The sequence below is a fragment of the Methylomonas sp. MgM2 genome (genome assembly GCF_054172045.1).
In genome coordinates, this window is record NZ_JBSYXO010000021.1 from 45,673 (window position 1) to 70,552 (window position 24,880).

Genomic DNA, 24,880 nt, shown 5'->3' on the forward strand with positions numbered 1-24,880 from the left:
TCCACATGGCTAAATTTTTCATCAATCGCCCTATCGTCGCGATCGTCATCGCTATTCTGATGGTAATGATCGGTCTGGTTTCCATGACGGAACTGCCGATTGCCCAATTCCCGAACATCGCCCCGCCCGAGATTCAGGTACAAACCACCTACACCGGCGCCGATGCCGTCACCGTGGAGCAATCGGTCGCGACGCCGATAGAGCAGCAGATGTCCGGCGTCGACAACATGAACTACATGTACTCGATCAACGCCAACAACGGCCAGATGACCTTGCGCGTCAATTTCGACGTCTCCACCGACCCGAATACCGACCAGGTATTGGCGCAGATGCGCAAATCCCAAGCCGAATCGCAACTGCCGCAGGACGTACGCAACTTCGGCGTGAACGTGCAAAAATCGACGGCCTCGCCGCTGATCATGTTCGCGTTGTATTCGCCCAACGGCACTTACGACAACATCTTTTTGGCCAACTACGCTTACATCAACATCAACGATCAGATGACCCGGGTCAAAGGCATCGCCAGCGTCTCGGTATTCGGCGCGGGCCAATACGCCATGCGCATATGGGTCAAGCCGGATCAATTGGCCAAACTGGACATCACGATTCCCGAAATCATCAACGCCGTACAGGCGCAAAACACGGTCAATCCGGCCGGCAAGGTCGGCGGCGAACCGGTACCGCCGGGCCAGGAATTTACCTACGCCGTGCGTGCGCAAGGCCGTCTGCAAACCGAGGAGGAGTTCGGCAATATCGTGTTGCGGGCGGAACCCGATGGTTCCATCGTCCGCATCAAAGACGTCGGCCGCATCGAGCTGGGCGCCCAATCCTATGACATGGTCGGCCGTTTGAACGGCAAACCGGCCGCGCTGGTAGCGCTGTATCAACTGCCGGGCACCAACGCCATCGAAGCCGCCGAAGGCGCCAAGAAAACCATGGAGGAACTGAAAACCCGCTTCCCCGATGATTTGGATTATGTCGTAGCGCTGGATACCACATTGGCCGTAACCGAGGGTATCAATGAAATCGTACACACGCTATTCGAAGCGCTGGTACTGGTCATTTTGGTGGTGTTCCTGTTCCTGCAAGGCTGGCGCCCCACCCTGATCCCCTTGCTGGCGGTTCCGGTCTCACTGATCGGTACCTTCATGCTGTTCCCGATGCTGGGCTTTTCGATCAATACCTTGTCGCTATTCGGCCTGGTACTGGCGATCGGCCTGGTGGTCGACGACCCTATCGTGGTGGTGGAGGCGGTGGAACATCACATCGAGAAAGGCCTGAGCCCCAAGGAAGCCACCTTAAAGACGATGCAGGAAGTCACCGGCCCCATCATCGGCACGTCGCTGGCCTTGATCGCCGTGTTCATGCCGACCGTGTTCATCCCCGGCATCACCGGCAGCCTTTATCAGCAATTCGCGGTAACGGTCGGCGTATCGGTGATGATCTCCACTTTCAATTCTTTATCGCTCAGTCCCGCCCTGGCGGCGTTGATATTGAAACCGAAGGTGCGCGGCACCGGGCCTATGCAAAAATTCTACGACGGCTTTAACCGCCGTTTCGGCATTGCCAACGAAGGTTACGTCAGTTTTTGCTCGGTACTTATTCGCAAGGCCGTGATCAGCATGATTTTTCTGGGTAGCTTGACCTTTGTTGCCGGCGGTATCGGAAAAATCGTGCCCATGGGTTTTCTGCCGGATGAAGATCAGGGTTACTTGTTCGCCGCCATTCAACTACCGAATGTCGCTTCACTGCAAAGGACGGACGAGGCCACCCGCAAGGTCGAGGAAATACTGAAGAACACCCCAGGGGTGGAATATTACTCATCGGTCATCGGCTACAACATGCTCAGCCAGGCCAATACTACTTACAACACCTTCTTCTTTATTTCGCTGAAAAACTGGGCCGAACGTACCAAACCGGAAGAACAATACACGGCGATCAAGGCGCATTTGAATAAAGAACTGGCCAAATTGCCGGAAGCCATCGGCGTGGCCTTCCCGCCGCCGGCGATTCCCGGCGTGGGCACGTCCGGCGGCGTTACCATGGTTCTGGAGGACAGGGCCGGCAAAGACGTGGCGTATTTGGCCGAAAACACCGCCAAATTCATCGGGGCCGCCAAACAGCGGCCGGAAATCGCTAACGTCTTCACGACCGCATTACCGTCGGTACCGCAGATATTTGTAGACGTCGACAGAGACAAAGTATTGAAACAAGGCGTGCAACTGTCCGATGTCTACAAAACCTTGCAGGCTTACATGGGTTCCGGTTTCATCAACTACTTCAACCGCTTCGGACGGCAATGGCAAACCTATGTACAGGCCGAAGGGGAATTCCGTAAGGACATCAGTGCGCTAGGACAGTTTTATGTGCGCAACAACACCGGCGAAACCGTACCGCTTGCCGCGCTGACCAGCGTACGTAAGACCGAGGGACCGGAATTCACCATGCGTTATAACCTGTTCCGCAGCGCGCAGATCAATGTCACGCCCAAGCCGGGTTTTAGCTCGGCGCAAGCGATGACCGCTTTGGAAGAAGTCTTTGCCGAAACCATGCCTTCCGACATGGGTTACGACTACATCGGCATGAGCTTCCAGGAAAAAATGGCGCAGCAAGGCGTTTCACCGGCGGCGGTATTCGCGTTCGCCATATTCTGCGTATTCCTGATTCTGGCCGCGCTCTACGAAAGCTGGAGTCTGCCTTTCAGCGTGCTGCTGGGCACGCCGATTGCCGTGTTCGGCGCCTTTGCCGGTTTGTTGATAGGCCAATACGAAAATAATCTCTACGCTCAAATCGGCTTGGTCATGCTGATCGGCCTGGCGGCCAAAAATGCCATTTTGATCGTCGAATTCGCCAAAATGGGGGTCGAGGAAGGCAAAAGCGTGTACGACGCGGCAATCGAAGCCGCCCGCCTGCGCTTGCGCCCAATCATGATGACCGCCTTGTCCTTCATTCTGGGCTGCGTGCCGTTGGCGATCGCCAGCGGCGCCGGTGCGCTATCCCGGCGTGTGATGGGCTATGCGGTGATCGGCGGCATGACCGCCGCAACCACCATCGCCATATTCTTGATTCCTGTACTGTTTTATGTCGTGGAAAAATCGGCCAAATCCAAAACGGCGCCGGCTGAAGGAGAAGGTCATGAATAAAGTGACGATTTTGAGTCTTGCTTTAACCATGACAGGCTGCTTCATGGTCGGCCCCGATTACGAAAAACCGCAAATCGATTCGCCCAAGCAATGGCGCTTCGGTGTGAACGATGCTAAAGACACGGCCAATCTGCCTTGGTGGGAACAGTTCAACGATCCCGTCCTGAACAGCCTGGTTGAACAGGCCCTGCTGAACAATCTCGACTTGAAAGTCGCAATCGCCAATGTCGAGCAATTCATGGGGGTTTACGGATCTACCCGGGCAAGCTTATTCCCACAAATTTTCGGCCTAGGCGGTTTCGAACGCCGGCAACAGAGTAACGCCGACAAAGGCTTAAGCGGAAAGGCTAGCGATACCGATCACGCCGATTTGGGCGCCGTAATGATCTGGGAACTGGATGTCTGGGGACAGTTACGCCGTGCAAAGGAAGCGGCGGCCGCCGATTTATTGGCTCAAGAAGCGGTACGCGACACCGTGGTACTGACCTTGGCCAGCACGGTTGCGCAGACCTACATCATACTCAGGACACTGGACCAGAGCTTGCAAATTACCCGAGATACCGTCGCTGCGCTTATCGAAGAAAAACGCATAGCCAAGGCACGGTTTGACGCCGGTTTTTCCTCTGAAATGGAAGTCAGCCAATCCGATTCGGAATTGGAACGCCGCCGCGCGCTGATTCCCTTCTATGAGCAGGAAATTGCCCAAACGGAGCACGCTTTGAGTGTTCTGCTTGGCAGAACGCCCGGGGCCATTGCCCGGGGCCTGACTTTGGACGAAATGGCCGCGCCTGCCGTCCCCGCCGGCTTGCCGTCGGAATTGCTGGTCCGGCGCCCGGATATTCAACAAGCGGAACAAAACCTGATTGCAGCCAATGCGCGTATCGGTGTTGCACGGGGAGAATACTTTCCCAAAGTCCGGCTTACCGGAGATGTCGGGCAAGCCAGTCTGGAAATGGCCGCACTGTTTACGCCGGGGGCCAACTTTTGGACCATCGGCGCGCGCGTGTTAGGACCTATCTTCACTGCCGGTCAAATCGCGGGACAAGTGCAAACCGCGGAAGCCGCTCAACGAGGCGCGTTAGCCGCTTACCAGAAAGCGATTTTGTCCGCGTTTCGCGAGTTCGAGGATGGCTTGGTCGCCAGCATCAAATCCAAGGAACGCCGAACAGCGCAAGCAGAACGGGTAGCGGCGCTGGATAATTATTTGCGCTTGTCGCGGGTACGTTATGACGAAGGTTACGCCGACTACCTCACCGTTCTGGATTCGCTGAGGCAAAATTACGAGGGCCAAATCGACTTGCTAAACGCACGTAGCGAAACCTTGACCTCGCTCATTCAACTGTACCGCGCGATGGGTGGCGGCTGGATCGTCGCGGCCGAAGAAAAAGCGCAGGTTCCGGAGCCTAGCCCGGCATCCCTATTCCCATAAAATTCGCATAGAGCGCTCGCCGGGATAAATGCAGGCGAGCGTTCCAAATTTCCGCCACGGCCACGGCGTAAGCGGGAAGCAAAGGCCATATTCAATCCGAAGCTTATAAAAACAGGCCGAAACCGCTTTACGCATCGAGCCGCTACCGGCTCATCACGCCAGCCGTCGCTTAAATCCACTCAACGCCACTGTCATTGATCGATCAAAACCAAACCCCGCGTTTTTCCGGAAGTTTGATCTATCGTGTTCATAGCCTTCCATAACAATTCGGCGTCGACCCAGACCGGCGGGTATTTGTAGCGTGATACGTCCAGGATTAAAAAGCTGTCGCTGGCTGCATGATACGCGGCCAATGGCGAAATATGACCGCCGCTTTGCTGTCCGATGGCCTTACGCAGGTAGTTGACGACAACAAAATTATCCGGTTCGGTCAAATTCTTGACGGCTAGTGCTCGAAATTGCTCGGGGCCGACTTCTCCGGCATGGATCGCTTTCGTCTTCAAGCCATGGGCCGCCAACAACTGACTCAATTGTTCCAGCGTCAGTCCCTGTCGCAGTACGGTTTCGACCCTGACGACCCGGTCCGTCCGCTCATTGAATACATTGTCCTGAGTAAACAGCGGATAGCCTTTAAATTCCGGTACGGTCGGCGCGGTAATTCGACTCGCGTTCAATACCATCGCCATGCTGGCAACACCGCAATAGGCCGGATTTTGCTGGGTTTCAAAACGCATGCTCAGGGGCAAGAAGTCCGTACGGGCCTGACTTTCGTACAATCTTTTTTCGCCCTCAGGCGAACTTAATTCGACCGCTTGCCGGCCGGCAGGTTGGTATGAAACTTGGTTTTGACCGGATTCGACGGACCGGTTGACGGATGAACAAGCGGCGAGAAGCAAGGCCATAAAAACGACGGCCAGGCTTTTGCAGTAGCGATCGCTTGTCTTACTTCCAATTGATAATTTCATGGCACGATCCATTAGTTGAGTGAATGCGACTCCGGTCTTCGAACAGGCATGCTAGAGCCTTGATTCAACGCATCGCTGAAAATTAGATCATTCATGTTCGTCATCGAAAACTGCCTTTCATGACCGCATCGCTCAACGCGGCCCCGCCGCCGCGAGGATCGGCCATACCGTATAGTCTCCCATCGGGCAGGCGCATAATCGATTGCGTTTCGCCTTGAAACATCGGCCAAGCTTCGGTTTTATAACCCAAAGCGTTCAATCGAGCCAATACCTCCGGACGCACTCCGCCCGTTTCATAATGCAGTACGTCGGGCAGTTGTTGATGATGTAAGCGCGGTGCCACCGTAGCTTGAAATAGATTCATCTCGAAATCAACGATATCCGAGATAAGCTGAACCACGGTTGTGATTATGGTCGGACCGCCGGGAGAACCCGTGACCAGCTCCAAGTCTCCTGCCGGACCGAGCATGATGGTGGGAGACATCGACGAAAGCATGCGCTTTTCCGGTGCGATGGCATTGCGATTGCCTTGCACCAAGCCGAATTGATTGGGTTTGCCCGGGTCTGTCGTGAAGTCGTCCATTTCATTATTCAGCAGAAAACCAGCCCCTTTGACCATCACCCCGCTTCCGTATAAGGAATTGAGTGTCGTGGTCACGGCGACGGCGTTACCTTGTTTATCGACGATAGAATAATGGGTGGTGTGCTGCTGCCGGGGCGATATTGCCGGATCAGCCGCATCGGTCGGTCCGAGGCCGGGACGGATTTGTTCCGAGGGCGTAGGGCTGCCGGCACGAATACGCTTGCGCCTTTCTGAGGCGTAAGCATCCGAAATCATCCGGTCGGTGGGCTGTTCCGCAAAATCCGGATCGGCCAGATAGGCGTTGCGGTCGGCAAAAGCCCTTTTTACGGCTTCGGTCCAATAATGAATGTGTTCGGCAGAGTGATAGCCCATCGAGCGAATATCGTATCCTTCCAGTATGTTCAGAATCTCGGCCATCGTAGCGCCGCCGGAAGACGGCGGCGGCATCGTGATCACGGTATGATCGCGGTATCGAAATGCGACGGGTTTCCGCCAAACCGCCCGGTATCGAGCAAGATCGTCCAGACTAATGATGCCGTTACCGCGGCGCATTTCCGATACGATCAACTCAGCCGTTCGTCCTCGATAGAAACCGTCTTTTCCGTACCGTTTAATCCGTAGCAACGTTTCCGCAAGCCGTTTTTGTTCGAGCCGGTCGCCAACCCGAAGCGCTTGACCGTTGACCAGAAAGGCATTTGAGGCTTCCGCGTTCTTCCGCAATACCGATTCGTGACTTTGCAACGATCGCGCCAAGCGGTCATGTACGACGATGCCTTCGGCCAAGTTTGCGGCCGGCTGCAGCAATTCCGCCCAAGGCCTTAGCCCGAATCGTTGATGAGCCTCCCACATGCCGGCGACGGAGCCGGGCACGCCGGCGGCAAGCGCGCCGATGATACCGGCCTTGGCCGCGGCCCCATCACCCGTGACATACATATCGCGCGTCGCTTTCAGCGGCGCTTTCTCACGAAAGTCGAGTGCGGCGGTAGCACCGTCGGCCATCCTGAGCAGCATGAATCCGCCTCCGCCGATATTGCCGGCCTCCGGGTTGACCACCGCCAAGGCAAACTGGACCGCAACCGCCGCATCAATCGCATTCCCCCCGCGCCGCAACATTTCTATGCCGACTTCGGCCGCTATTCGGTCCGTCGTTGAAATCATACCGCCTGAGCCGTAAACGCCGGCCGAACGCCCCTGCTGTAGTTCCCATTGGTGCAGTCCGAAAAAACCGCCGGACGCCGGCTGCGAGATATCCTCCGATTGTCGCGAGTGATCGGCGCAAGCGGCTAAACCGATTATCGAAACGATCAGAAGCAGAACGCAAGGTAGTGTGTAAGCCGTACGCATGTTGATCTTTGCCGATTAATGCCCCGGTGATGAAGATTATCGCCGGTGCCTGTTATTTATCCGGAAACCGGCAGACCGTAAAACCTTAATCGAACAAAGCCAGGGCTTTTTTCAGGGTTTGAGTGACACCCCAGGCCAACGGCAAGGCCACGTAACACCAAAACAGCGCCAGCAGCCAGAGCGGCGTCTTTTTATCTCGAGCTTGACTCATCATTGCCCTCCATCCGGAGCGGCCTTTCGCGGAAAGGCGCCATCCAATTCGTCGAATTCATCGTGCTTCATATGATGTTTTTCATGCACCGGCTTGATCAATAAATTGCAAATAAAACCCAACACCAAAATGCCGGCCATGATGTACATCGTCACATTATAGGCCTCGGCCTTGGCAATACCCTGTTCGATTTGGAATTCGCGAATGTAATTGACCAATACCGGCCCTAATACCCCTGCGGTGGACCAGGCCGTCAGTAAACGCCCGTGTATGCCGCCGACGTAACGGGTGCCGAAGATGTCGGCCAGATAAGCCGGTATCGTCGCGAAACCGCCGCCGTACATGCTCATGATAACCGCGTACAGCAGCACGAATAACGCGATATTGCCGATTCGTCCCATGCCGGGTACCAGTGAATACAGAACCGCACCCAACACGAAAAACACAAAATAGGTATTTTTACGCCCCAAATAATCCGATGCGGAAGACCAAAAAAAACGCCCTCCCATGTTGAACAAACTCAACAAGCCGACAAAGCCTGCCGCGGCAGCCGGCGTCGCGCTGCCTTTAAACATCTCCTGTATCATCACCGAGGCCTGACCCAATACGCCTATACCGGCGGTCACGTTCAGACACAACACCAGCCACAGCAAATAAAACTGCGGTGTCTTCAAGGCCTGGTCGATATGCACGTGGTTTTGGGTGATCATTTTGTTTCCGACTTCAGGAGGCCTCCAGCCTTCCGGTTGCCAATCCGGCGGCGGAATCCGGATGGTCAACGCCCCTATCAGCATGGACACAAAATATATCCCCCCCATTACCAAAAAGGTTTCCATCACGCCGACCGATGCGGCCGATTTAAAGTAATCCATCAGCCAGACCGACAACGGCGCTCCTATCATCGCGCCGCCGCCGAAACCCATGATGGCCATGCCGGTCGCCATACCGCGCCGGTCGGGAAACCATTTGATCAAGGTGGAAACCGGCGACACGTAACCCAATCCCAGCCCTATGCCGCCGATGACGCCATAGCCCAAATAGAGCAACCAAATCTCGTGTAAATAAACCCCCAAGGCCGCGATCCAGAAGCCGCCGCCGAAGCAGCAGGCGGCGACGAACATGGTCAGACGCGGCCCGACTTTCTCCAGCCATTTGCCGCCGAAGGCTGCCGACAAGCCCAAAAACACAATGGCCAGACTGAAAATCCAACCCAACGTCGTCAGTTTCCAATCTTCGGCCGTCGACGATGTGACGCCCAGAACCCGGGTCAGGGGCGCATTAAAAACACTAAAGGCATAGGCCTGGCCGATGCACAAATGCACCGACAAGGCCGACGGCGGCGCCAGCCAGCGGTTATATCCCGGACTCGCGCTAATGCGAGATTTGGAAAAAAAGCCCGGCATGAATTTCCCTCATGATTAACGTCAAATATTAAACAAACGCAACTATAACAAGCTAAGGATAGGGTCGGAAATAAGTTCCTGAAAAAAGCTGCGTTATATGGAAGGAGTAAAAAAGCTTTAGCTTTTTTATGCAAAAGCTGAAGCTTTTGCACTCCTTACCCCTCTGCGTCAGAATAGCCAACGCAATGCATCCCTACATTTTAGCCTTTACCAGAATCTCCCATAAAAAGGAATTACCATGACCAAACCCAAAGTTCTGATTACCCGGCGCTGGCCCGCATCTGTAGAACAAAAGTTGCGGCAACTTTATGACGTCACGCTCAACCCTGACGACCACCCTTTCACGGCTGACGAATTTAAACATGCCCTACAAAATTACGATGCCGTTTGCCCGACCGTTTGCGATAGGCTTCCTGCCGAGGTGCTGGAAGTGCCGAACAAACGTTGCCGGATTTTAGGCAACTTCGGCGTGGGTTATAACCACATCGACATCGCCGCGGCAGAACGGCAGGGTCTGGTCGTCACCAATACCCCCGGAGTGCTGACCGAAAGCACTGCCGATATCGCAATGACCTTGTTGTTGATGAGTGCAAGGCGTGGCGCGGAAGGCGACAGGTTGGTGCGCTCGGGTCAATGGACGGGATGGTGTCCGACGCAAATGATGAGTAGCGATGTTACCGGCGCCAGCTTAGGTTTGATCGGCTTCGGCCGCATCGCCCAAGCCATGGCTCGTAAGGCTCACCACGGTTTCGGCATGAAAATCCTGTACGTCAAACCGACACCGGCGGACCCGGCAGTCGTCGCCGACTTGAAAGCCGTCCGTTGCGAAACGATCGAAGAGCTACTGCCGCAATGCGATTACGTATCTCTGCATTGCCCGGGCGGTGCCGAAACCCGGCATTTGATCGACGAAAGCCGAATAAACCTGATGAAACCCAGTGCACATTTGATCAACACGGCCCGCGGCGACGTTGTGGATGGCAAGGCGCTCATCGAAGCGTTGCGAGAAAACCGCATCGCCGGCGCAGGTTTGGACGTCTATGAAAACGAACCCAATCTCGACCCGGGCTTTTTGACTTTGGAAAATATATCTCTGTTGCCGCATCTAGGCAGCGCGACGATTGCGACACGCACGGCGATGGGGGAAAAGGTGTTGGATAACCTGGCGGCTTATTTTGCCGGTCGAGAACCGCCCGACAGAGTATTTTGATTAAAAAAAAACCGCGAACGTTTGAAAGCGTTCGCGGTTCAACGGGTAAACCGATAGATGGGTCTAGGTATTAAGCGGGTTTACGTTTTCTTAAAGCCGCGATTCCGATCAATCCGCTCAGGAAAGGCCAAGCCGCGGCCGGTAACGGGACCGGTGCCGCTTCCAAATACGCGGTATGCGCAACGTCGACACCAAACCCTTTATATCCGCCCGGCCCAAGCGTAAAGGAAAACTGCATCGGTCCTGGCGCGCTGTGACCGGTCGAGTTCGTACTCGTCGACGCCCCCACAGAATCCATATAATTAGTCGATTCGTCATCCCAATCCCAATAGGCGATATCGATACCCGCAAAACCGTTTTGGCCTTGGACCTGGGCGGTTAGATCGTACGAAAAGTCCAAGGTTATATCGAAGGTGTCCGGACCATTGTTCGTGATGCCCAGATCATACCAAGCGACTTGATTTAAATCGATTGTTCCGTCGGAAACGCTTCCTCCCAGATTAAAGCCATGAGCGAAAGACGCGCCGATATTGACGGACGAAAAGGCCTCCGGAATTTCCGGGTTATTATCGTTGACGCTCGCGTCACCCGTCGTTTCGGTAAAAACATAGGGAAATCCGTCGCCGGAACGCATAAAAGAACCCGCCATTTCCAATGACGACAAATCGCCGCTGCCCGTTACGTTAGCGATCGAAAAATTTAACGTGACATCGTTGCTGAATGTCGTGGCGGCCCCCGCATTGTTCGCATTAGCGCCAAAAGCCAGAGCTGCCGCCAATGCAACTAGGTTTTTATTAAACTGATTCATTTTCATATCAAATCCATAAGTACATTCTTAAAATGCCGGCCATGGCAAGCACGCGGCCGGCACGCTTTCAAAAGTCTTGGCTCCTCCTACGGCTCCAAAAAGTCTTCAAACGGTTTTAACGGCTCCGCCCTGCCATTGGCACCGACTGCCGGCACATTTAAAGTTTCGTCGGCCGCTAGATCGGGATTCAGTGGATTCGATTGATCAACGTTATGCCCGTTCGGCACATTGACCTCCGGATGGTCGAACGGGGCTTTTTCGTAACGAACCCTGTCGTCGGTAAAGGACTTTAATAGAGCGACCACGGCGTCGCGCGCATACGCAGAGATACTCAGCGAAATGTTATCGACTAATTCGCTCTTATTCGGGTTATTGAAGTTACCGTGTCGAGAGTAAAATTCGACGACCTGGTCCAATGTCGCCATGCTACCGTTGTGCATATAAGGCCCGGTCAGTTCAATGTTACGTAAACCCGGTATTTTGAAGCTACCGTTCGTCGCTACAGCCAACTTCGCGGGCTGATTCACGAACGCATCGTTGGCCGCCGCTACCGATGGAATATATATTTTATTTGGATCCAAACAATTTTGATCCCTTAGTTCGCCTTCTCGTGACCCGTCTATAATAAGTTGATCAAGCGATGTAAAAGTGTATTGACTTGGAGCCGGTATATTGAAAGCGATTGGGTTGATAAAATCGCAACTGCGCGTTGTCGTTACACCCTGATCTTTAACATTTTCATTGTTACCAAGCAAATATTGGACATATTGATCCGCGAAGGACAGCGGATTGGAATAATCGTCGTTTGCATTGATCCCGGGATCGGCTAACGGATCATTCACACCGGTAGTTGCGAATCCCATATCTTGCAATCTGGATCCGCCGGCGGTCCTTGCCCGATCAACGACATTTCCATGCCCGGTAATGCCAATCGCAGCGCCCGCACTAGCCGGCCCAAGTGCATTAGGTCCGTAAGGGATCCGGAACGAACCGGGACCGTAATACGATGTGGGCGACGTCGGCGTAACAAGGATGTCATTGGTCGATATCGCGGCAGACGTGAGCGCCGGCCCTGAATGGCATAGGTTACAGTGATTGTTAATGAAGAAATTAAATCCATCCTTCAACAACTGGATTTCTTCAGCTGATTTTCCCATACCCTGCCACGTAGGATGCATGCTAATTGGATCGCGAGGAGACAAATCAATGGGCGCCTGGTCGGATATCAGCGTGGCCTCATAAAGCTGTATCGCCAAACCGAAGAACATGGAAAAGTTGGCTTCCATTTGATTATACGGAGTCTGGCCTTCCGGCGCGCCGAAAGGACCCGTTCCGCTGTACGCCCAATATTTAGAGTTAAATGCTTGTTGAATCAATGTCCGGTACGTTGTATTTAGGCCCGGCTTCTGTTCGTCTGAAGTACTCAGACTGTACGGCCCCAACACGCTATCCTCGTGGTGAACTTTTTGATTCTGCAAAGGTTGCCTCAACAGCATCTTGCGGCCGATGTCCGACCACGTGCGTTGCCGGCACCCCATTTCAAAATCGCTTAAGGGCGGCACCAAAGCCAGGGAAGCCAAGGAAGAGTTTTCCAGATGTAACTTCTGTTTGGCAACGGATCGACGTCCGCTTTTCACCCAAACGCCGGCATCCGGGTCTCGGTCGCCGAAGCCATTGACGCCATTAAAAATATTATTAGCCCGGCCGTCCCAGAAATTCCTGTAGTTAAAGATCGCGTTAATGATCGTGGGCGCATTCCGCGGTTCCACGCGTCTAGTACCATGTCCGCCAACATTGAATACGGGATCGGCGGAGCGCTCGCATTGGTCTTCGTCACCGCTAAAACGTGACGCACCGGTAAAATTGCCGGTAAAAGTACCCGAAGATGCGACGGCATCATCCGTCGAAAAAGTAATGCCGCTAGCTTGATCTAAAGGGTCAGCGTATTGAAACGTCGGGAAGTCCGAGCTTTTCAGCGTGTAATTGGCCCCGCCGCTCGACGGGGAAGAAGGCAAGGCTTCAAACGTATTGGCCGTTTCCAGTTGGCTCTTACCGCTGGGACTTAATTGGTTTATCGTCCTAACGTCGGCGCCAGCATGAAAATGGCAGGAACCGCAAGCCATTCCATCGCTTCCAATCGCCTGATCCCAAAATAACGCCTTACCTAACGCAATCGCTTTTTGCTTGTCTACGACGATCGGATCCGGGCCATCCACAAGTCCCGACACAGGCGGAACAGGCACATCGATCAATGGCAAGGGCAAAGGACCATGCGCGTGCCCGGCTTGGGAAACAAGCACCCCAAATCCGAAAATAAATAATTTTCCGTTTAATTGCATTTTTTCACCTCTGGTTAAACTATTCCATTCAAACCGGCCAAGACTCATTGCGTTCCTTCTATCAATGCCTCACACAGGTCAACCGAAATCGTAGTGTCGTCAAGTAAAGATCACTTGCGGCAAGCATAGAAGCAATTAAAGAACCAACACGTTCTATTTTAAAAAAAACAGATAGTTATATAAAAATAACAAGCTTTTATTTTCACAAATCCGCTTAAAAAATAGGGCATTTGCCTCAGTTTGCCATATATCCATCTTATTGAGATGCGACACTCACAACTCAAAGCTCGATAGAGTCCGCATAAAAAAGGGCAAGAACATATCGTTCTTGCCCTTTTTTCAATAGCGATCACTAATGAAATACTACGCGACCTTTTTCCTGCCGAAAGAAATCAGGCCGATCAAGCCGCTACCAAACAACCATGCCGCCGCCGGAACAGGTACCGCTGTCGGTGTAGATAATGTAATGTTGTCTACATAAAGATTGAATTCGGGCGTTGTTAACGGGCCATCGCTAATAATAACGAATTCACCGGTATCCTCATCGAAATAACCTTCCAAGTCAGGATCGTAAGGAACCTTACCCCAACCACCGTAGTGAATCCAAACTGCACTCACATCACCGAACGAACTGTTCAAAGTGAATGGCGAAGCGGGATTTGAATAATCGAAAGTCGCTTGATCTATTCTTTGATACGCAACACTATTGGCATAGTTCGTGCCGTCGCCGCCGACCAAGTCGGCATTAATCGCATCGCTAAACCCCAGAATTTCCCAGTAACCATTGGGATCCGGATTTCCAGCGCTTGGCGCAGCTATGTTCATAGATAAAAAGCTAAAAGCGCTTTGGTCGCGCATTCTAAAATAAATTCCGCCCGAGTCAGCATGGTAATGAATCATACGATTAGCGGGATCGAGTGGGTCGCTGAAGTTATGAATGTGCGCACCCTCGCTGCTTGAATCTCTTACCGTACCAATAACAACATAGTTCGGAGAATTCAAAGCCGGCTCACCGGGAGGCGCCGCGTCGCCACTACCGTAACAAGGCCCGAAGTCGCCAGCTATGCTGCACAATCCGCTACTAGTGGGCGTCAAATTGGCATCACCATACACGGCAGTTGGAAAATCATTCAAGTTGTAAGTTGTCGTTTGCGTCATTGCCGCGCTAGCCTGCCCGCCAACCGACGCGAGAGCGGCTAATGCCGCTGTGGTAATTATGTTTTTCTGCATAAACATCTCCTTCTTAATGTAAATGAAACGCTAAATTCACTCTCCATATCGAGAGTTTCCCTAAATAACACTCAACATCCACTCGTTACTAACGCTCTGCTGTAAACCCGTTCATGTCCGAAAAGCTAGCGGATTAAAAATATCCCTAGCAACAAGCAAATTATGCGCCAAACAAGATCAAATAATAACCATATCGACCCTCCAATATCCGATATGATTATCCCCCATCTGAATCAAAACCGACAACCAAAACACTAGCCTTCATCCTAATTCCACAACAACCATCGGCAATACAAACACATAACGTTTAAAGCCTTTTGGTTATCAGACTACTAACCGGGTACCTACGAGGGTTTAGCTCACTCATAGCTAACGCCCAATATTCAAATTTCCATAATTACCTATCTCGGCAAAGCCATGGTCATAACCCAAAATCCTAATTGACATAATTAATCTATGTTAAATACCGTATATGTACGAGGCAAATCCCGCGAATTTTTATTTAACCTGCCTTGGCTTTTTATTCCGGATCATCAATCACTAATTCATTTCTTGTAAAATTATCAATATGCCTTTTCTTTCATTTACAACAATCTAATTTCGACAATCGCCCGTCCCAGCCGAAACACACATATTTTATGTAAACAAGGCCTATTATTTGCTTGCCGTATGCGGTTTATCATGCCAGACATAACATGACAACATTATGAAATACATCATCGCCATCATACTTTTCTTTAGTTCGTCAGCTCAGGCCGCCGGCATAGGGGATACCGCACCTCAATGTCCGGATGCCAAATACAGCGATCAAACAGAACTAGACCTTTCCAAGCACAAAGGCCAAGTTGTATTAGTAGATTTCTGGGCCACTTGGTGCCCGCCGTGCAAAAAATCCATGCCGTTTTTAAACCGCTTGCATACCGAATACCGCGCTCAAAACTTCGAAGTGCTTGCGATCAATGTAGACGAAGATAGCGACGAAGCCAAAAAATTCTTGACTTCCAATCCAATTGAGTACCCAACGACATTCGATCCTAACGGAACTTGCCCTCAGACTTTCGACGTGAAAGCCATGCCGTCCTCTTATCTGATAGATAAAACCGGCGTCATTCGATACATTCATCTAGGTTTTCGTGACGAAGACAAGGGGGCCATCGAAAATCAGATCGCGGACTTGATCGCACAATGAGTAAGCTTTACCCACGCGCTTTAAGAACTAGCCTAAGCGTATTCGCCATTACCTCACTATTAATCATCTCCCAAGGGTGCAGCAGCGTATCCCCTTGGGAAAGAGGCAATCTCGCCAAAGATGAAATGAGCATCAACCCCACACCCAATTTAAATCGATTCCGAGACCATGTCTTTCAGAGTAAGGAGGCCTCTCAAGGGGGACATAGTGGTTTAGGAGGGGGCTGTGGCTGCAACTAACGGCGACAAAAACAAAGCCTTAGCGGCATTAACATCGGCGGCGATCGGCTTACCCGGCCTAAGTGCGAATGCGGCGATTCCTTCCTCTCAGATTACCGGTAATGTCAGCTACGGCCATTATCAGGAAAGCGACAACCGTATGGGCGTGGATATCTATCACGCCGATGCGACCATCCCCTTATCCGACCGACTGGAATTGGCGTTCAGCATGGACCGGGATACTTACAGCGGGGCGACACCGGCTTTCAGCATGCCGGAGAGCATGGCAAACCAGCCGAAGTACTATGTTGGAGGCGGTACCGATGTCGAGTACGTCGATGTGGTTTCGGCTGCATCCGGTGGCGTTACGGCTTCCGGCCTGACGATTCTAGGTGGCTTGAATTATTTTAAATCTTATTTAGACGGCGTCACCGTATCGCAAAAAATTATTGCCGCAGACAGCGAAGTTCAGCAATACAAACTTCTTACCGGTTATAACGACAGCAAATCCGAAATCGACAGTGTCTATAACGCATCGATTGACTCTCTAAATGCCGAATTGGAAACCGATATAACGGCCATCGATACGGAATATACGGCTCTTAAAGCACCGATCGATCAACAATACAATCAGTCTCAAACACAAATCGACACGACCTACGATGCGGACAAAGCCTTATTAGACGCAACGTATAACCAAGAGTTATCGAATATCAATCCGGACTTACCTTTGCTGGAGGAAACCTACAATGCATTGATTGCGGACGTTCAGAATGAGGCCGCGCAACAAACTTCTAGCGCCGAGAATCAAAAAAACGCCGCGATTGATTCACTGAATCAACAAAAAATTCAAGATCAAAATAATTACATCAACAACACACTGGGGCCTGAGCCTGTTGCCCCCGATAATCCCATCCAGTTTTACAATAATGACTCGTCCATAACCATCAACTTCAACAACCCGCCTGCCGCGGCGCTTTACGGATATGCCAACGAGAACCCCTTTCCGAGCGGAAACTGCAGAGGCGCTTCGCTGCAAAATGGCTATTACTGTTACTCGCAAACCGGCCTGGCATCCGCCAACGCCGACAAAAACGTCCTGATCGGCATCGTCAGGGATCTAAGCGCGCTTGGCGCCCATTTGCATTACGGCGACGGTAAATTAAATTATCATAACGACTCCAGCGGGGTTTACATCAGAGTACAAGGCCAAAACGCCTTCAGCCTGGATTCCATGGATTTTCTCGCCCCCATCTCTTCCTCTAATCCCGGTACCGGCCCCAATGATTACTGGGAAATCCTCGGTTTCGATCAAGCGCTGGTTCCCGGACTCGCCGAGGGCGACGGCACTAATTATGCCGAAAGAATAGCCTATCAAACCGTTGCCAACGGCTTTAATAGCTCATTGCAACTGAATGACCAGTTCAAAAATGTGGAAGCGGTATGGATTCATTACAAAGGCTACCCCAAAACACCGCCCTTGTCGGGGCCGGATGCGAAGAGTTTTAGCGTAGAACTGGACAACATCGTCATTTCCGCCCCCGATATAACACCCGCAAAGACTGCATGGAACAATGCTCTTAACCAGTATCAGACAACCTATGATCTTACCGTTTACAACCCGGCAAAAACCGATATCACCGACAACTATAATTCTCAAATTGCGGCTATCAATACTCAAGAAGCTTCCGAATTACAGAAGCTGGAAACCGAATATGAGACAAAAAAAGCTGAACTGAGTGCAGGTTACGAAGAGGAATTGGCGCAACTTACCAAAGACTATGAAGCACAAGTTGCGAAACTGGATGCCGGCAAAGAAACCGCCGACACCCAGCTTCAAGCAACTTATAACCAACAAGTTGCGGCCCTAAATACCAAAGCCGACACCCAAAAGGCGGCATTGGAGTCGCAGTACAACGTGGAAGTGAACGACGTAAACGCCCAATACGATAATCAGATCAAAACCGCCACTGACGCGTACAACCAGGCCGTTACGGAACAAACCCAACTCGATGCGGAACGTTCGAAGCAAGCCTCTATCGCTCAATACGCAAAGGTTCTTAATGCGATGGTTCCCAGCGGAACGCCAACCGTCCAACGCTTTCAGGTGCAGCCCCAAGAAACCCGGTCTATGCCGCAATTTACCGCGCGTTATTATTTCGATAACACCACCCTGAGCGTAAATGGCGGTTTATCCGACGAACCCGACTTTTTATCCAATTTCGGTTCAGCGAATGTCAACCATGAATTCAACGACAAACTCACGACTGTGTCAGCCGGCTACGGCATGACCAGCAACACGATTACACGCAGCGGCGGCGGTCATGCGCACGGAGACGATCATCAAGACCATTTTGGCGCTACCGATTACCCAGAGCTACATGAAGAAAGTACATTTCAAAACTTTAGTACCGGCATTTCCCATGTCTTTTCTAAAAACACCGTATTCCATTTCGATGCCAATTACACCAATCAAAGCGGGTACTTGAGCAATCCTTATAAATTCGTCTATGTTCGAGGCGAAATCACCCCGGAGGAATATTACGAACTGGCCACGGCGCAAGAAGTCAATTGGGACAAAATCACTAATCTGGAAGTAGTCGGGACGGAGTTGTTTAGGGAAAACCGTCCCCGCCAACGCAATCTATGGTCGTTCTCCAGTCGACTGAATCAATACATCCCGCAACTAGACGCAGCGGTGCATTTCGACTATCGCTATTATTTCGATGACTGGAATATCGATTCGCACACTTTTGAGTTGAAATGGTATCAATCGCTGCCAAACGGCTGGACCGTTACGCCAGGAATCCGTTATTACTCGCAATCGCAAGCGGATTTTTTCGCGCCGTATTTTCTTTCGCCAAGAGCGGACGGTTTCTATTCCAGCGATTTCCGTCTGTCCGGATTCGGCAACCTGGGCGGAGGCGTCACGGTATCCAAGCAATTCGCGCGAGGCATTACATTGGAAGCCGGGTTCGAATACATCACGCATAAGGGTTCACTCAAATTAGGCGGTGGCGGAGTGGGTGATTATGCGGATTTCGACTATTATCTTGCGCACGCCAATCTAAGTGTAGACCTGTCGGCCCGCCAGTTTGCGTCCGGTAGCGACTCCGATGACCACCATCACCACCATCACCATCATGGCGCTCCGGTTCCGGCCGGCATCATGTACGGACATATGATGAATCAAGCCGATGAGATTATGGTGGGTTACCGTTATGATTATGAAGTACAAAGCGGCTCGATGTTGCACGGCACCAATCCGGTCAGCGACGCTGTTTTGGTGAGTAACGCTTGTAACGGATTTCCCAACGGTTGCATATACAAACCAACCAAAATGCATATGCAAATGCATATGCTGAATCTCATGTACGCGCCAACCGATTGGCTGAATCTGATGATTATGCCGCAATTGATGAGCATGGATATGGATATGAGCAACGCCCTACGCCCCTATGGAAATCAAGACGAGGAAAACGAATACGGCGGGCACGACGGCGCAAGCCACACCAGCAACGGTTTGGGCGATACGGTAATAGCGGCATTGGTTAAGGTGATGGATGTCGACCAGCACCACGTCCACGTTGGCCTCGCTGCCAGCGCACCAACCGGCAGTATCGATATCGAACTGACGCCGGGAAAATTGGAAAGCCCGACCGGCACTGAAATTGAGCCCGGCACCGCGGTCTTACAGGATTACGGAATGCAGCTTGGTAGCGGCACCTGGGATTTAGACCCTAGTATTACTTACACCGGTCAAGTGGAAAACTGGAGTTGGGGCGCGCAACTCAGAGGTACCAAACGCTTAGGTAAAAACAAGTATGGTTATGCCTACGGCGACATATTTCAGGCCAGCGGATGGGGAAGCTACCAACTATTTAGCTGGCTTAATGCTTCCGTGCGAGGTATTTACACATGGCAAGACCGGATCCACGGTCAATCCAACCAAAATCATGAAGTCAGCGCTACGGTCGACTATCCAAGCAATTATGGCGGACGATATTGGGACGTAGGCTTTGGTTTGAACGCCTCCATTCCGGAGGGTCGGTTTTCCGGCCATAATATCAGCGTGGAATGGTTGCAACCGGTCTCGACCGATTACAACGGATATCAATTAGATCGGGACGGTGCCCTCGCCGTTACCTGGAGCTTTGCCTTCTGACTCGACGCTTCTTGCTAAAAATTTGCCGTTTACTTCCCAATCCAACTAGATAGCCATACACCTTCTATGTTAGATCGAACTACTGCCATGATGACCAACGGCTTTACCTGTTCGACCGCCTGCCGGGAGAATTACAACACTGCCCTCTCTGAAAATGGATCCGACAACACAAGCCGCCCTTTATGCGCGATTACACCGCTAACGCTGCGATTTGCTTTAGGCGTTCGCACCGTAACAACTTTTGTAACGGCAAATCACATATCCATTGTGTGATTTGCCCTATTTTTGTTGCAATCATCGCCAACACCTTTAAGTAATCCGGTAGACTTATAATGGTACAGATTTTGCTTAAGAATAAGGGTAAATCTGCAACCTGTTCCCTTTAAGTCAAAACAAGATTCCGTAACCGCTTTGCATTGAAATACATGACTAGATCCGCTGCAGATTCGCCAAAAAATAGCTTGCCCCCTGCAGGAAACAGCGAATTATATTGAGAGTTTGAAATAACGGCGGTATCGTTGTTTGAGTCGTGTTCGCAAGTTGCCTAATCGGTAATAAACACTTCATTAATTGAAAAGGACATGAGGTATTCAACATTATGAAAATCAGCAAATTAGCCCAGGCTATCGCCATCACTTTGTCCGGCTCGGCCCTGGTCGGCGTCTCGACCGCCAACGCTAGCACAACTTCGTATAACACCTTCAACCACGACCGCCCAGCGCCTCATACTTTGGTCTCGGGAGGCTCGGATGGCAATGGCACAGACGGCTGGATGAGAACGGCGGCGAATGGTTGCGGCGGCGCTGGCAGCTCATGCGGCGATGGCCCCCTATATTCAAACGGGTATAATCCCGCTTTTTCTTATCCCGCTGGAAACGCAGAGGTTCCGTGGGTCGGCAACGATCCGCGTACCGATCCTAACTTTAATTATTCGGGTGTCCAGGTTCTACATTGGACCGCCGTGATCGGCGCCGGTGAAACGGCAGAAATTTCTCGCTTGGATTCCAATAAATGGTATGCCAATACAGTATTAGCCGACGGCACCACCTTCAACTACGCCGATATCGATACCGCCCAAGGCGCATGGCACGATAATGTAAACAACGGATGGAGACACGACACCGACATCGGTTTATTTAGATCGACAGTAACCCAAACCGTCACGTTATCCATCGCCAGCCTGCTGTCAAACGGCCAAACTGACGAGACCCCCGATTACGGGTTTACCGTATTTGAAGGTATGGACACCACGGACATCGCCACTCATACATACCTACACCATGGATCTTGGCACGGAGGTGACCCGGGATTTGTCCAAGCGGTCGGTGACAATGCGTTCCGCCTGACCCCGAATAACCCGTTCACAGGAGGAAGCGGCCTGGAAAACTTCATTCTGGATGACGTAAACGGTAATAGCGCCACATTTACCGCAGAAGCGGGTAAAATCTACACCATTTTTTTAGGTGGCTTCCAAGCTGGGGATTGGACCATCACTCGCAACGACTACCAATTGATGATTTCCGGCGCGCCGGTACCCGTGCCGGGCGCCGTTTGGCTGTTCGGTAGCGCATTGGCCGGCTTTATCGGCATACAGCGCCGCAAGCATATCAAAGCTTAACAGGATAAGCAAAATCTGCCACGGACCGGCATCCCCAAACCCGCGCTACACCTACCGTAGCCGCGGGTTTTCTTATTTGTGCCGGCACTATTATTGGCAAATCTCGCTATTCCGACGAATGTTACAATGAACGGTAACCATCTGAAACCCTAAGAAAAACATCATGAGCGAATCCATGCGCCTGGGCCAGGCTGCCATACAGAATAAAAACCTCCCCGAAGCCGTGCGCTGGTTTAGCCAGGCTGTTAAAGAAAACCCCAAGGACCCGCAAGTGCTGGCTTGCTTGGGCCAAACATTATGCTGGCAGGGAAACAAGGATGAAGGCCTAAAACACTTACGGCAGTCCGGCCAATTATTGGCCAAAAAAGCCAGAAAAAACCGGGACGTCAAATTGGTCGTGGACTTGGCCGACCAGCTGCAGCACTGGAACGATTACCAGGGTTCGGCGGATTTATGCAAACTGGCCACTCAAATCGACCCCAAATACGTACGCGGATACCAATTACTCGCCTTATCTCATTCACGTCTGAATCAAAAGAAACAAGCGCTATCCGTCGGTAAACAAGCCTTGAAACTGGTGCCCGACAGCGCCATGCTTTCGATTCTGGTCGCCACCTTGGAAATCACCGCCGGCGATCTGGAATCCGCACGGCGGCGGCTGGAAAAAGTACTCCATAACATTGGATTATCGGCGGAAGAAAAATTTCGCGCTCACAAGGAACTCGCGCGCGTATTGGATAAATTGGGTGCTTACGAACAAGTCTTTACCCATCTACATGCGGCCGGCAAAGTATCTTCCGAACTGCCTGAAGTTCAGCGTCAGGATGCGCGCATGGTGCCGAGCATGCTGGAGATTTATAATCGCGAATTCGACCGCGATTTGCTGGGCCGATGGACTAGTATCGACTTCCCGCCAAACCAACCGGCGCCGGTCTTCGTGCTGGGATTCATGCGTACCGGCACCACGTTGACTCAGGAAGTGCTCGGCGCGCATCCGGAGGTTTTCGTAGCCGACGAAACCGATCTGATCATGGCAACAGTCAATGAATTGAAGCGCATGTTCAATCATAAAGGCAACATGCCGGAGATGTTGCAGCGGCTCGATTTCGACGGCGTCTTGCATCTGCGCGAATTCTATTGGCAAAGGGCCAAGTCCTTGTTCGGCGATAACATCGGTTCGAAGCTGTTTCTGGATAAAACCACGATGAACAGCATAGACATCGGTTTGATCAACTGCATTTTTCCGGACGGCAAGCTGATATTTCTGCTGCGCGACCCGCGCGACGTCTGCCTGAGCTGTTTCATGCAGACCATGATCCCGACGCCTTCGACCGTGCATTTGCTGACTTGGGAAGGCACGGCGCAATTTTATGCCCAAATAATGGACTGGTGGGCGACTGTCAAAACCAGACTCAGCATGGAGTTTATCGAATTCCGTTACGAGGATGCGGTATTCGATTTCGAAGCCTCCTTCCGTCAGGTATTCGATTTTCTCGGCCTGGAATGGGATGCGGGCGTCGCCGATTTTCACAAGAACGCCGTCGGCAAAGTCATCGCCAGCCCCAGCTTCAGCCAGGTGGCGCAACCCTTGTATTCGTCGTCGGTCGGCCGCTGGAAGCGTTACGAATCCGAATACGCGGCTATTTTGGATACATTAAAACCATTCATCGAGGCTTACGGCTACCAATAAGCCGTAGGCCGGAATAAGCGCACGCGTTTCCGGCCTACGCAGTCTAATATCGATTAATAGCAAGCTCCGCAATACGCCGGTCTATGTCAATCATCATTTGCCGGTATTTTGCGCCTTGCAGCCCGCCGAAACGGCGCCTGAACTCCGCCTCCGGCATGAATTCCGGCAAATCGGCGGTCGCAGGCATGAAATCGCTTTCCTTTGCGATAGCCAATTGCCTTTGAATGCGTCGCGCCGCAGCGTCGGTTTTCACGGCCAATTCTCCCATGCGTCTGCCGGCCCGGTCCGCGGCGATATCGTTAAACGAAAAACCGCTACCTCCCCGCGCATCTTCGATTTCCTTATATATACCCACCGCATCCGCCAATGGCGTACCGGCGTAGGCCGCCAGCATCGCCGAAACCAGATAATGCTTGCTAAGATCGCTGCGCCCGTTCAATGTAACGGTGCGCCAGACCGGCCTAGGCCAGGCACTCGCGACCGGGATTAATTTAGCAGGGTCTTTGGAATTGACATAAGAGGCCAAGACCAATATCAGCGCGCGGTTTTCCGCGATAGCGTCGCCATGCCGACTGCGCTCGGCGGCTAACCGAAACAAGGGATTCATTAGCGCCGTCAATTTCAATTGGCGCCTGCTCGCTCGCGTCAGCGTTACCAGTTTGGATTGATAAAACGCCAGCCGGTTTTGATCTGAATCAGGCCACAACGCGGCACCGAGTTTGCCGGGCAAGTCGTCGCGCCATTGATAGGTCACTATCGTTTGTTTAGGCCTGAATTCGACACGCTTGATCATCGCGGCCAACGATTTCCAATCGGCTCCCGGCATGAAATGCATCACCGCATATTGGAATATCGGCTCGGCCACTACCGCCGGTATCCGAAGCTTGCCTATAGTCATATGATCGATTTTCGGCCGGGTACGCGTCTGCCTAAGCTCGACTTTCACGTTTAAAAATCGCCCAACGGGATTGTCGGGTAAATTCAGCGTCACACTCAGCCAAGCGCGACCGCTTGCAATGGACAAGCCCGCGACTCCATCCAATATTTGGTTGGCAGCGTAATTGATTGCTAGATCCAAGTCCCGCTCGGTCAAACGCGCTTGCGTGACCATACCCGACTTCAGATGACGCGGGTCATTGCTTTCCAACACCCGTTTTCCTTGTGCAATGCGTTGCGGCGATAAATCGGCTCTATGACGCAATAAAGGTTTGTCCTCAACGCTTAAGAGCGGCACACAGACTAGAAGTAACAACAGCAATCCGATCGACTTAACGATCAATTTCATTAACAAGCTCCGATTGCGTCACGCTTTCTGCAGGAAAGGCTTTAAGTTTT

The 24,880-nt window shown here is 51.9% G+C and carries 16 protein-coding genes; 8 read left to right on the top strand and 8 right to left on the bottom strand.

Annotated features, from left to right (window positions below; translation table 11 throughout):
- Positions 1–5 precede the first annotated feature (5 nt).
- Positions 6–3,143: an efflux RND transporter permease subunit gene (locus ACW73I_RS15495; RefSeq protein ID WP_458030322.1), complete on the top strand. Its 3,138-nt coding sequence runs from the start codon at positions 6–8 to the stop codon at positions 3,141–3,143.
- Positions 3,136–4,572, top strand: coding sequence for an efflux transporter outer membrane subunit (locus tag ACW73I_RS15500; RefSeq protein ID WP_458030323.1), 1,437 nt, complete (start codon positions 3,136–3,138; stop codon positions 4,570–4,572). Before ACW73I_RS15495 ends, ACW73I_RS15500 begins: the two co-directional genes overlap by 8 nt.
- Before the next feature lie 191 nt (positions 4,573–4,763).
- On the opposite strand, the gene ACW73I_RS15505 is transcribed toward ACW73I_RS15500, so the two are convergent.
- From ACW73I_RS15505 to ACW73I_RS15520, 4 genes are all read right to left on the bottom strand, one after another.
- Complete coding sequence (locus ACW73I_RS15505) at positions 4,764–5,537, bottom strand: phytochelatin synthase family protein (protein WP_458030324.1); 774 nt, start codon at positions 5,535–5,537, stop codon at positions 4,764–4,766.
- Positions 5,538–5,637: 100 nt separating this feature from the next.
- A complete protein-coding gene (ggt, locus tag ACW73I_RS15510; RefSeq protein WP_458030325.1) occupies positions 5,638–7,464 on the bottom strand; it encodes a gamma-glutamyltransferase in 1,827 nt (608 codons plus the stop codon).
- Positions 7,465–7,549: 85 nt separating this feature from the next.
- Positions 7,550–7,678 carry an MFS transporter small subunit gene (locus ACW73I_RS15515; RefSeq protein ID WP_458030326.1) on the bottom strand — a complete coding sequence of 43 codons (129 nt, stop codon included), beginning with the start codon at positions 7,676–7,678 and terminating at the stop codon, positions 7,550–7,552.
- Complete coding sequence (locus ACW73I_RS15520; RefSeq protein ID WP_458030327.1) at positions 7,675–9,078, bottom strand: L-lactate MFS transporter; 1,404 nt, start codon at positions 9,076–9,078, stop codon at positions 7,675–7,677. The genes ACW73I_RS15515 and ACW73I_RS15520 overlap by 4 nt, the downstream gene beginning before the upstream one ends.
- Before the next feature lie 238 nt (positions 9,079–9,316).
- Here ACW73I_RS15520 and ACW73I_RS15525 point away from each other — a divergent pair, with 238 nt between their 5' ends.
- Positions 9,317–10,288, top strand: a complete 972-nt coding sequence (locus ACW73I_RS15525; protein WP_458030328.1) for a 2-hydroxyacid dehydrogenase — start codon at positions 9,317–9,319, stop codon at positions 10,286–10,288.
- A 70-nt stretch (positions 10,289–10,358) separates the two neighbouring features.
- Here the strand turns inward: ACW73I_RS15525 and ACW73I_RS15530 are convergent, their stop codons facing one another.
- The 3 genes from ACW73I_RS15530 to ACW73I_RS15540 all read right to left on the bottom strand — a co-directional run bounded on the left by ACW73I_RS15530 (position 10,359) and on the right by ACW73I_RS15540 (position 14,665).
- Entirely contained in the window at positions 10,359–11,096 is a 738-nt protein-coding gene (locus tag ACW73I_RS15530) for a hypothetical protein (RefSeq protein WP_458030329.1), read from the bottom strand.
- Positions 11,097–11,182: 86 nt separating this feature from the next.
- A complete protein-coding gene (locus ACW73I_RS15535) occupies positions 11,183–13,435 on the bottom strand; it encodes a cytochrome c peroxidase (protein WP_458030330.1) in 2,253 nt (750 codons plus the stop codon).
- A gap of 363 nt (positions 13,436–13,798) precedes the next feature.
- Entirely contained in the window at positions 13,799–14,665 is an 867-nt protein-coding gene (locus ACW73I_RS15540) for a VPLPA-CTERM sorting domain-containing protein (RefSeq protein ID WP_458030331.1), read from the bottom strand.
- Positions 14,666–15,371: 706 nt separating this feature from the next.
- On the opposite strand from ACW73I_RS15540, the gene ACW73I_RS15545 reads away from it, so the two are divergent.
- From ACW73I_RS15545 to ACW73I_RS15565, 5 genes are all read left to right on the top strand, one after another.
- The gene (locus ACW73I_RS15545) at positions 15,372–15,854 is read left to right on the top strand and encodes a TlpA family protein disulfide reductase (RefSeq protein ID WP_458030332.1); all 483 of its coding nucleotides are present in this window, start codon (positions 15,372–15,374) and stop codon (positions 15,852–15,854) included.
- Between the two features lie 125 nt (positions 15,855–15,979).
- On the top strand, positions 15,980–16,093 hold the full coding sequence (locus ACW73I_RS15550) for a DUF4266 domain-containing protein (protein ID WP_458030363.1): 114 nt from the start codon (positions 15,980–15,982) through the stop codon (positions 16,091–16,093).
- A complete protein-coding gene (locus ACW73I_RS15555; protein ID WP_458030333.1) occupies positions 16,080–20,237 on the top strand; it encodes a DUF3570 domain-containing protein in 4,158 nt (1,385 codons plus the stop codon). Before ACW73I_RS15550 ends, ACW73I_RS15555 begins: the two co-directional genes overlap by 14 nt.
- A 598-nt stretch (positions 20,238–20,835) precedes the next feature.
- Positions 20,836–21,855 (top strand): hypothetical protein, encoded by a 1,020-nt coding sequence (locus ACW73I_RS15560; protein WP_458030334.1) that lies wholly within the window; start codon positions 20,836–20,838, stop codon positions 21,853–21,855.
- Between the two features lie 163 nt (positions 21,856–22,018).
- Positions 22,019–23,545: a tetratricopeptide repeat-containing sulfotransferase family protein gene (locus tag ACW73I_RS15565; RefSeq protein WP_458030335.1), complete on the top strand. Its 1,527-nt coding sequence runs from the start codon at positions 22,019–22,021 to the stop codon at positions 23,543–23,545.
- Between the two features lie 43 nt (positions 23,546–23,588).
- Here ACW73I_RS15565 and ACW73I_RS15570 read toward each other — a convergent pair whose 3' ends face one another.
- Positions 23,589–24,830 carry a hypothetical protein gene (locus tag ACW73I_RS15570; protein ID WP_458030336.1) on the bottom strand — a complete coding sequence of 414 codons (1,242 nt, stop codon included), beginning with the start codon at positions 24,828–24,830 and terminating at the stop codon, positions 23,589–23,591.
- Between the last annotated feature and the right edge of the window lie 50 nt (positions 24,831–24,880).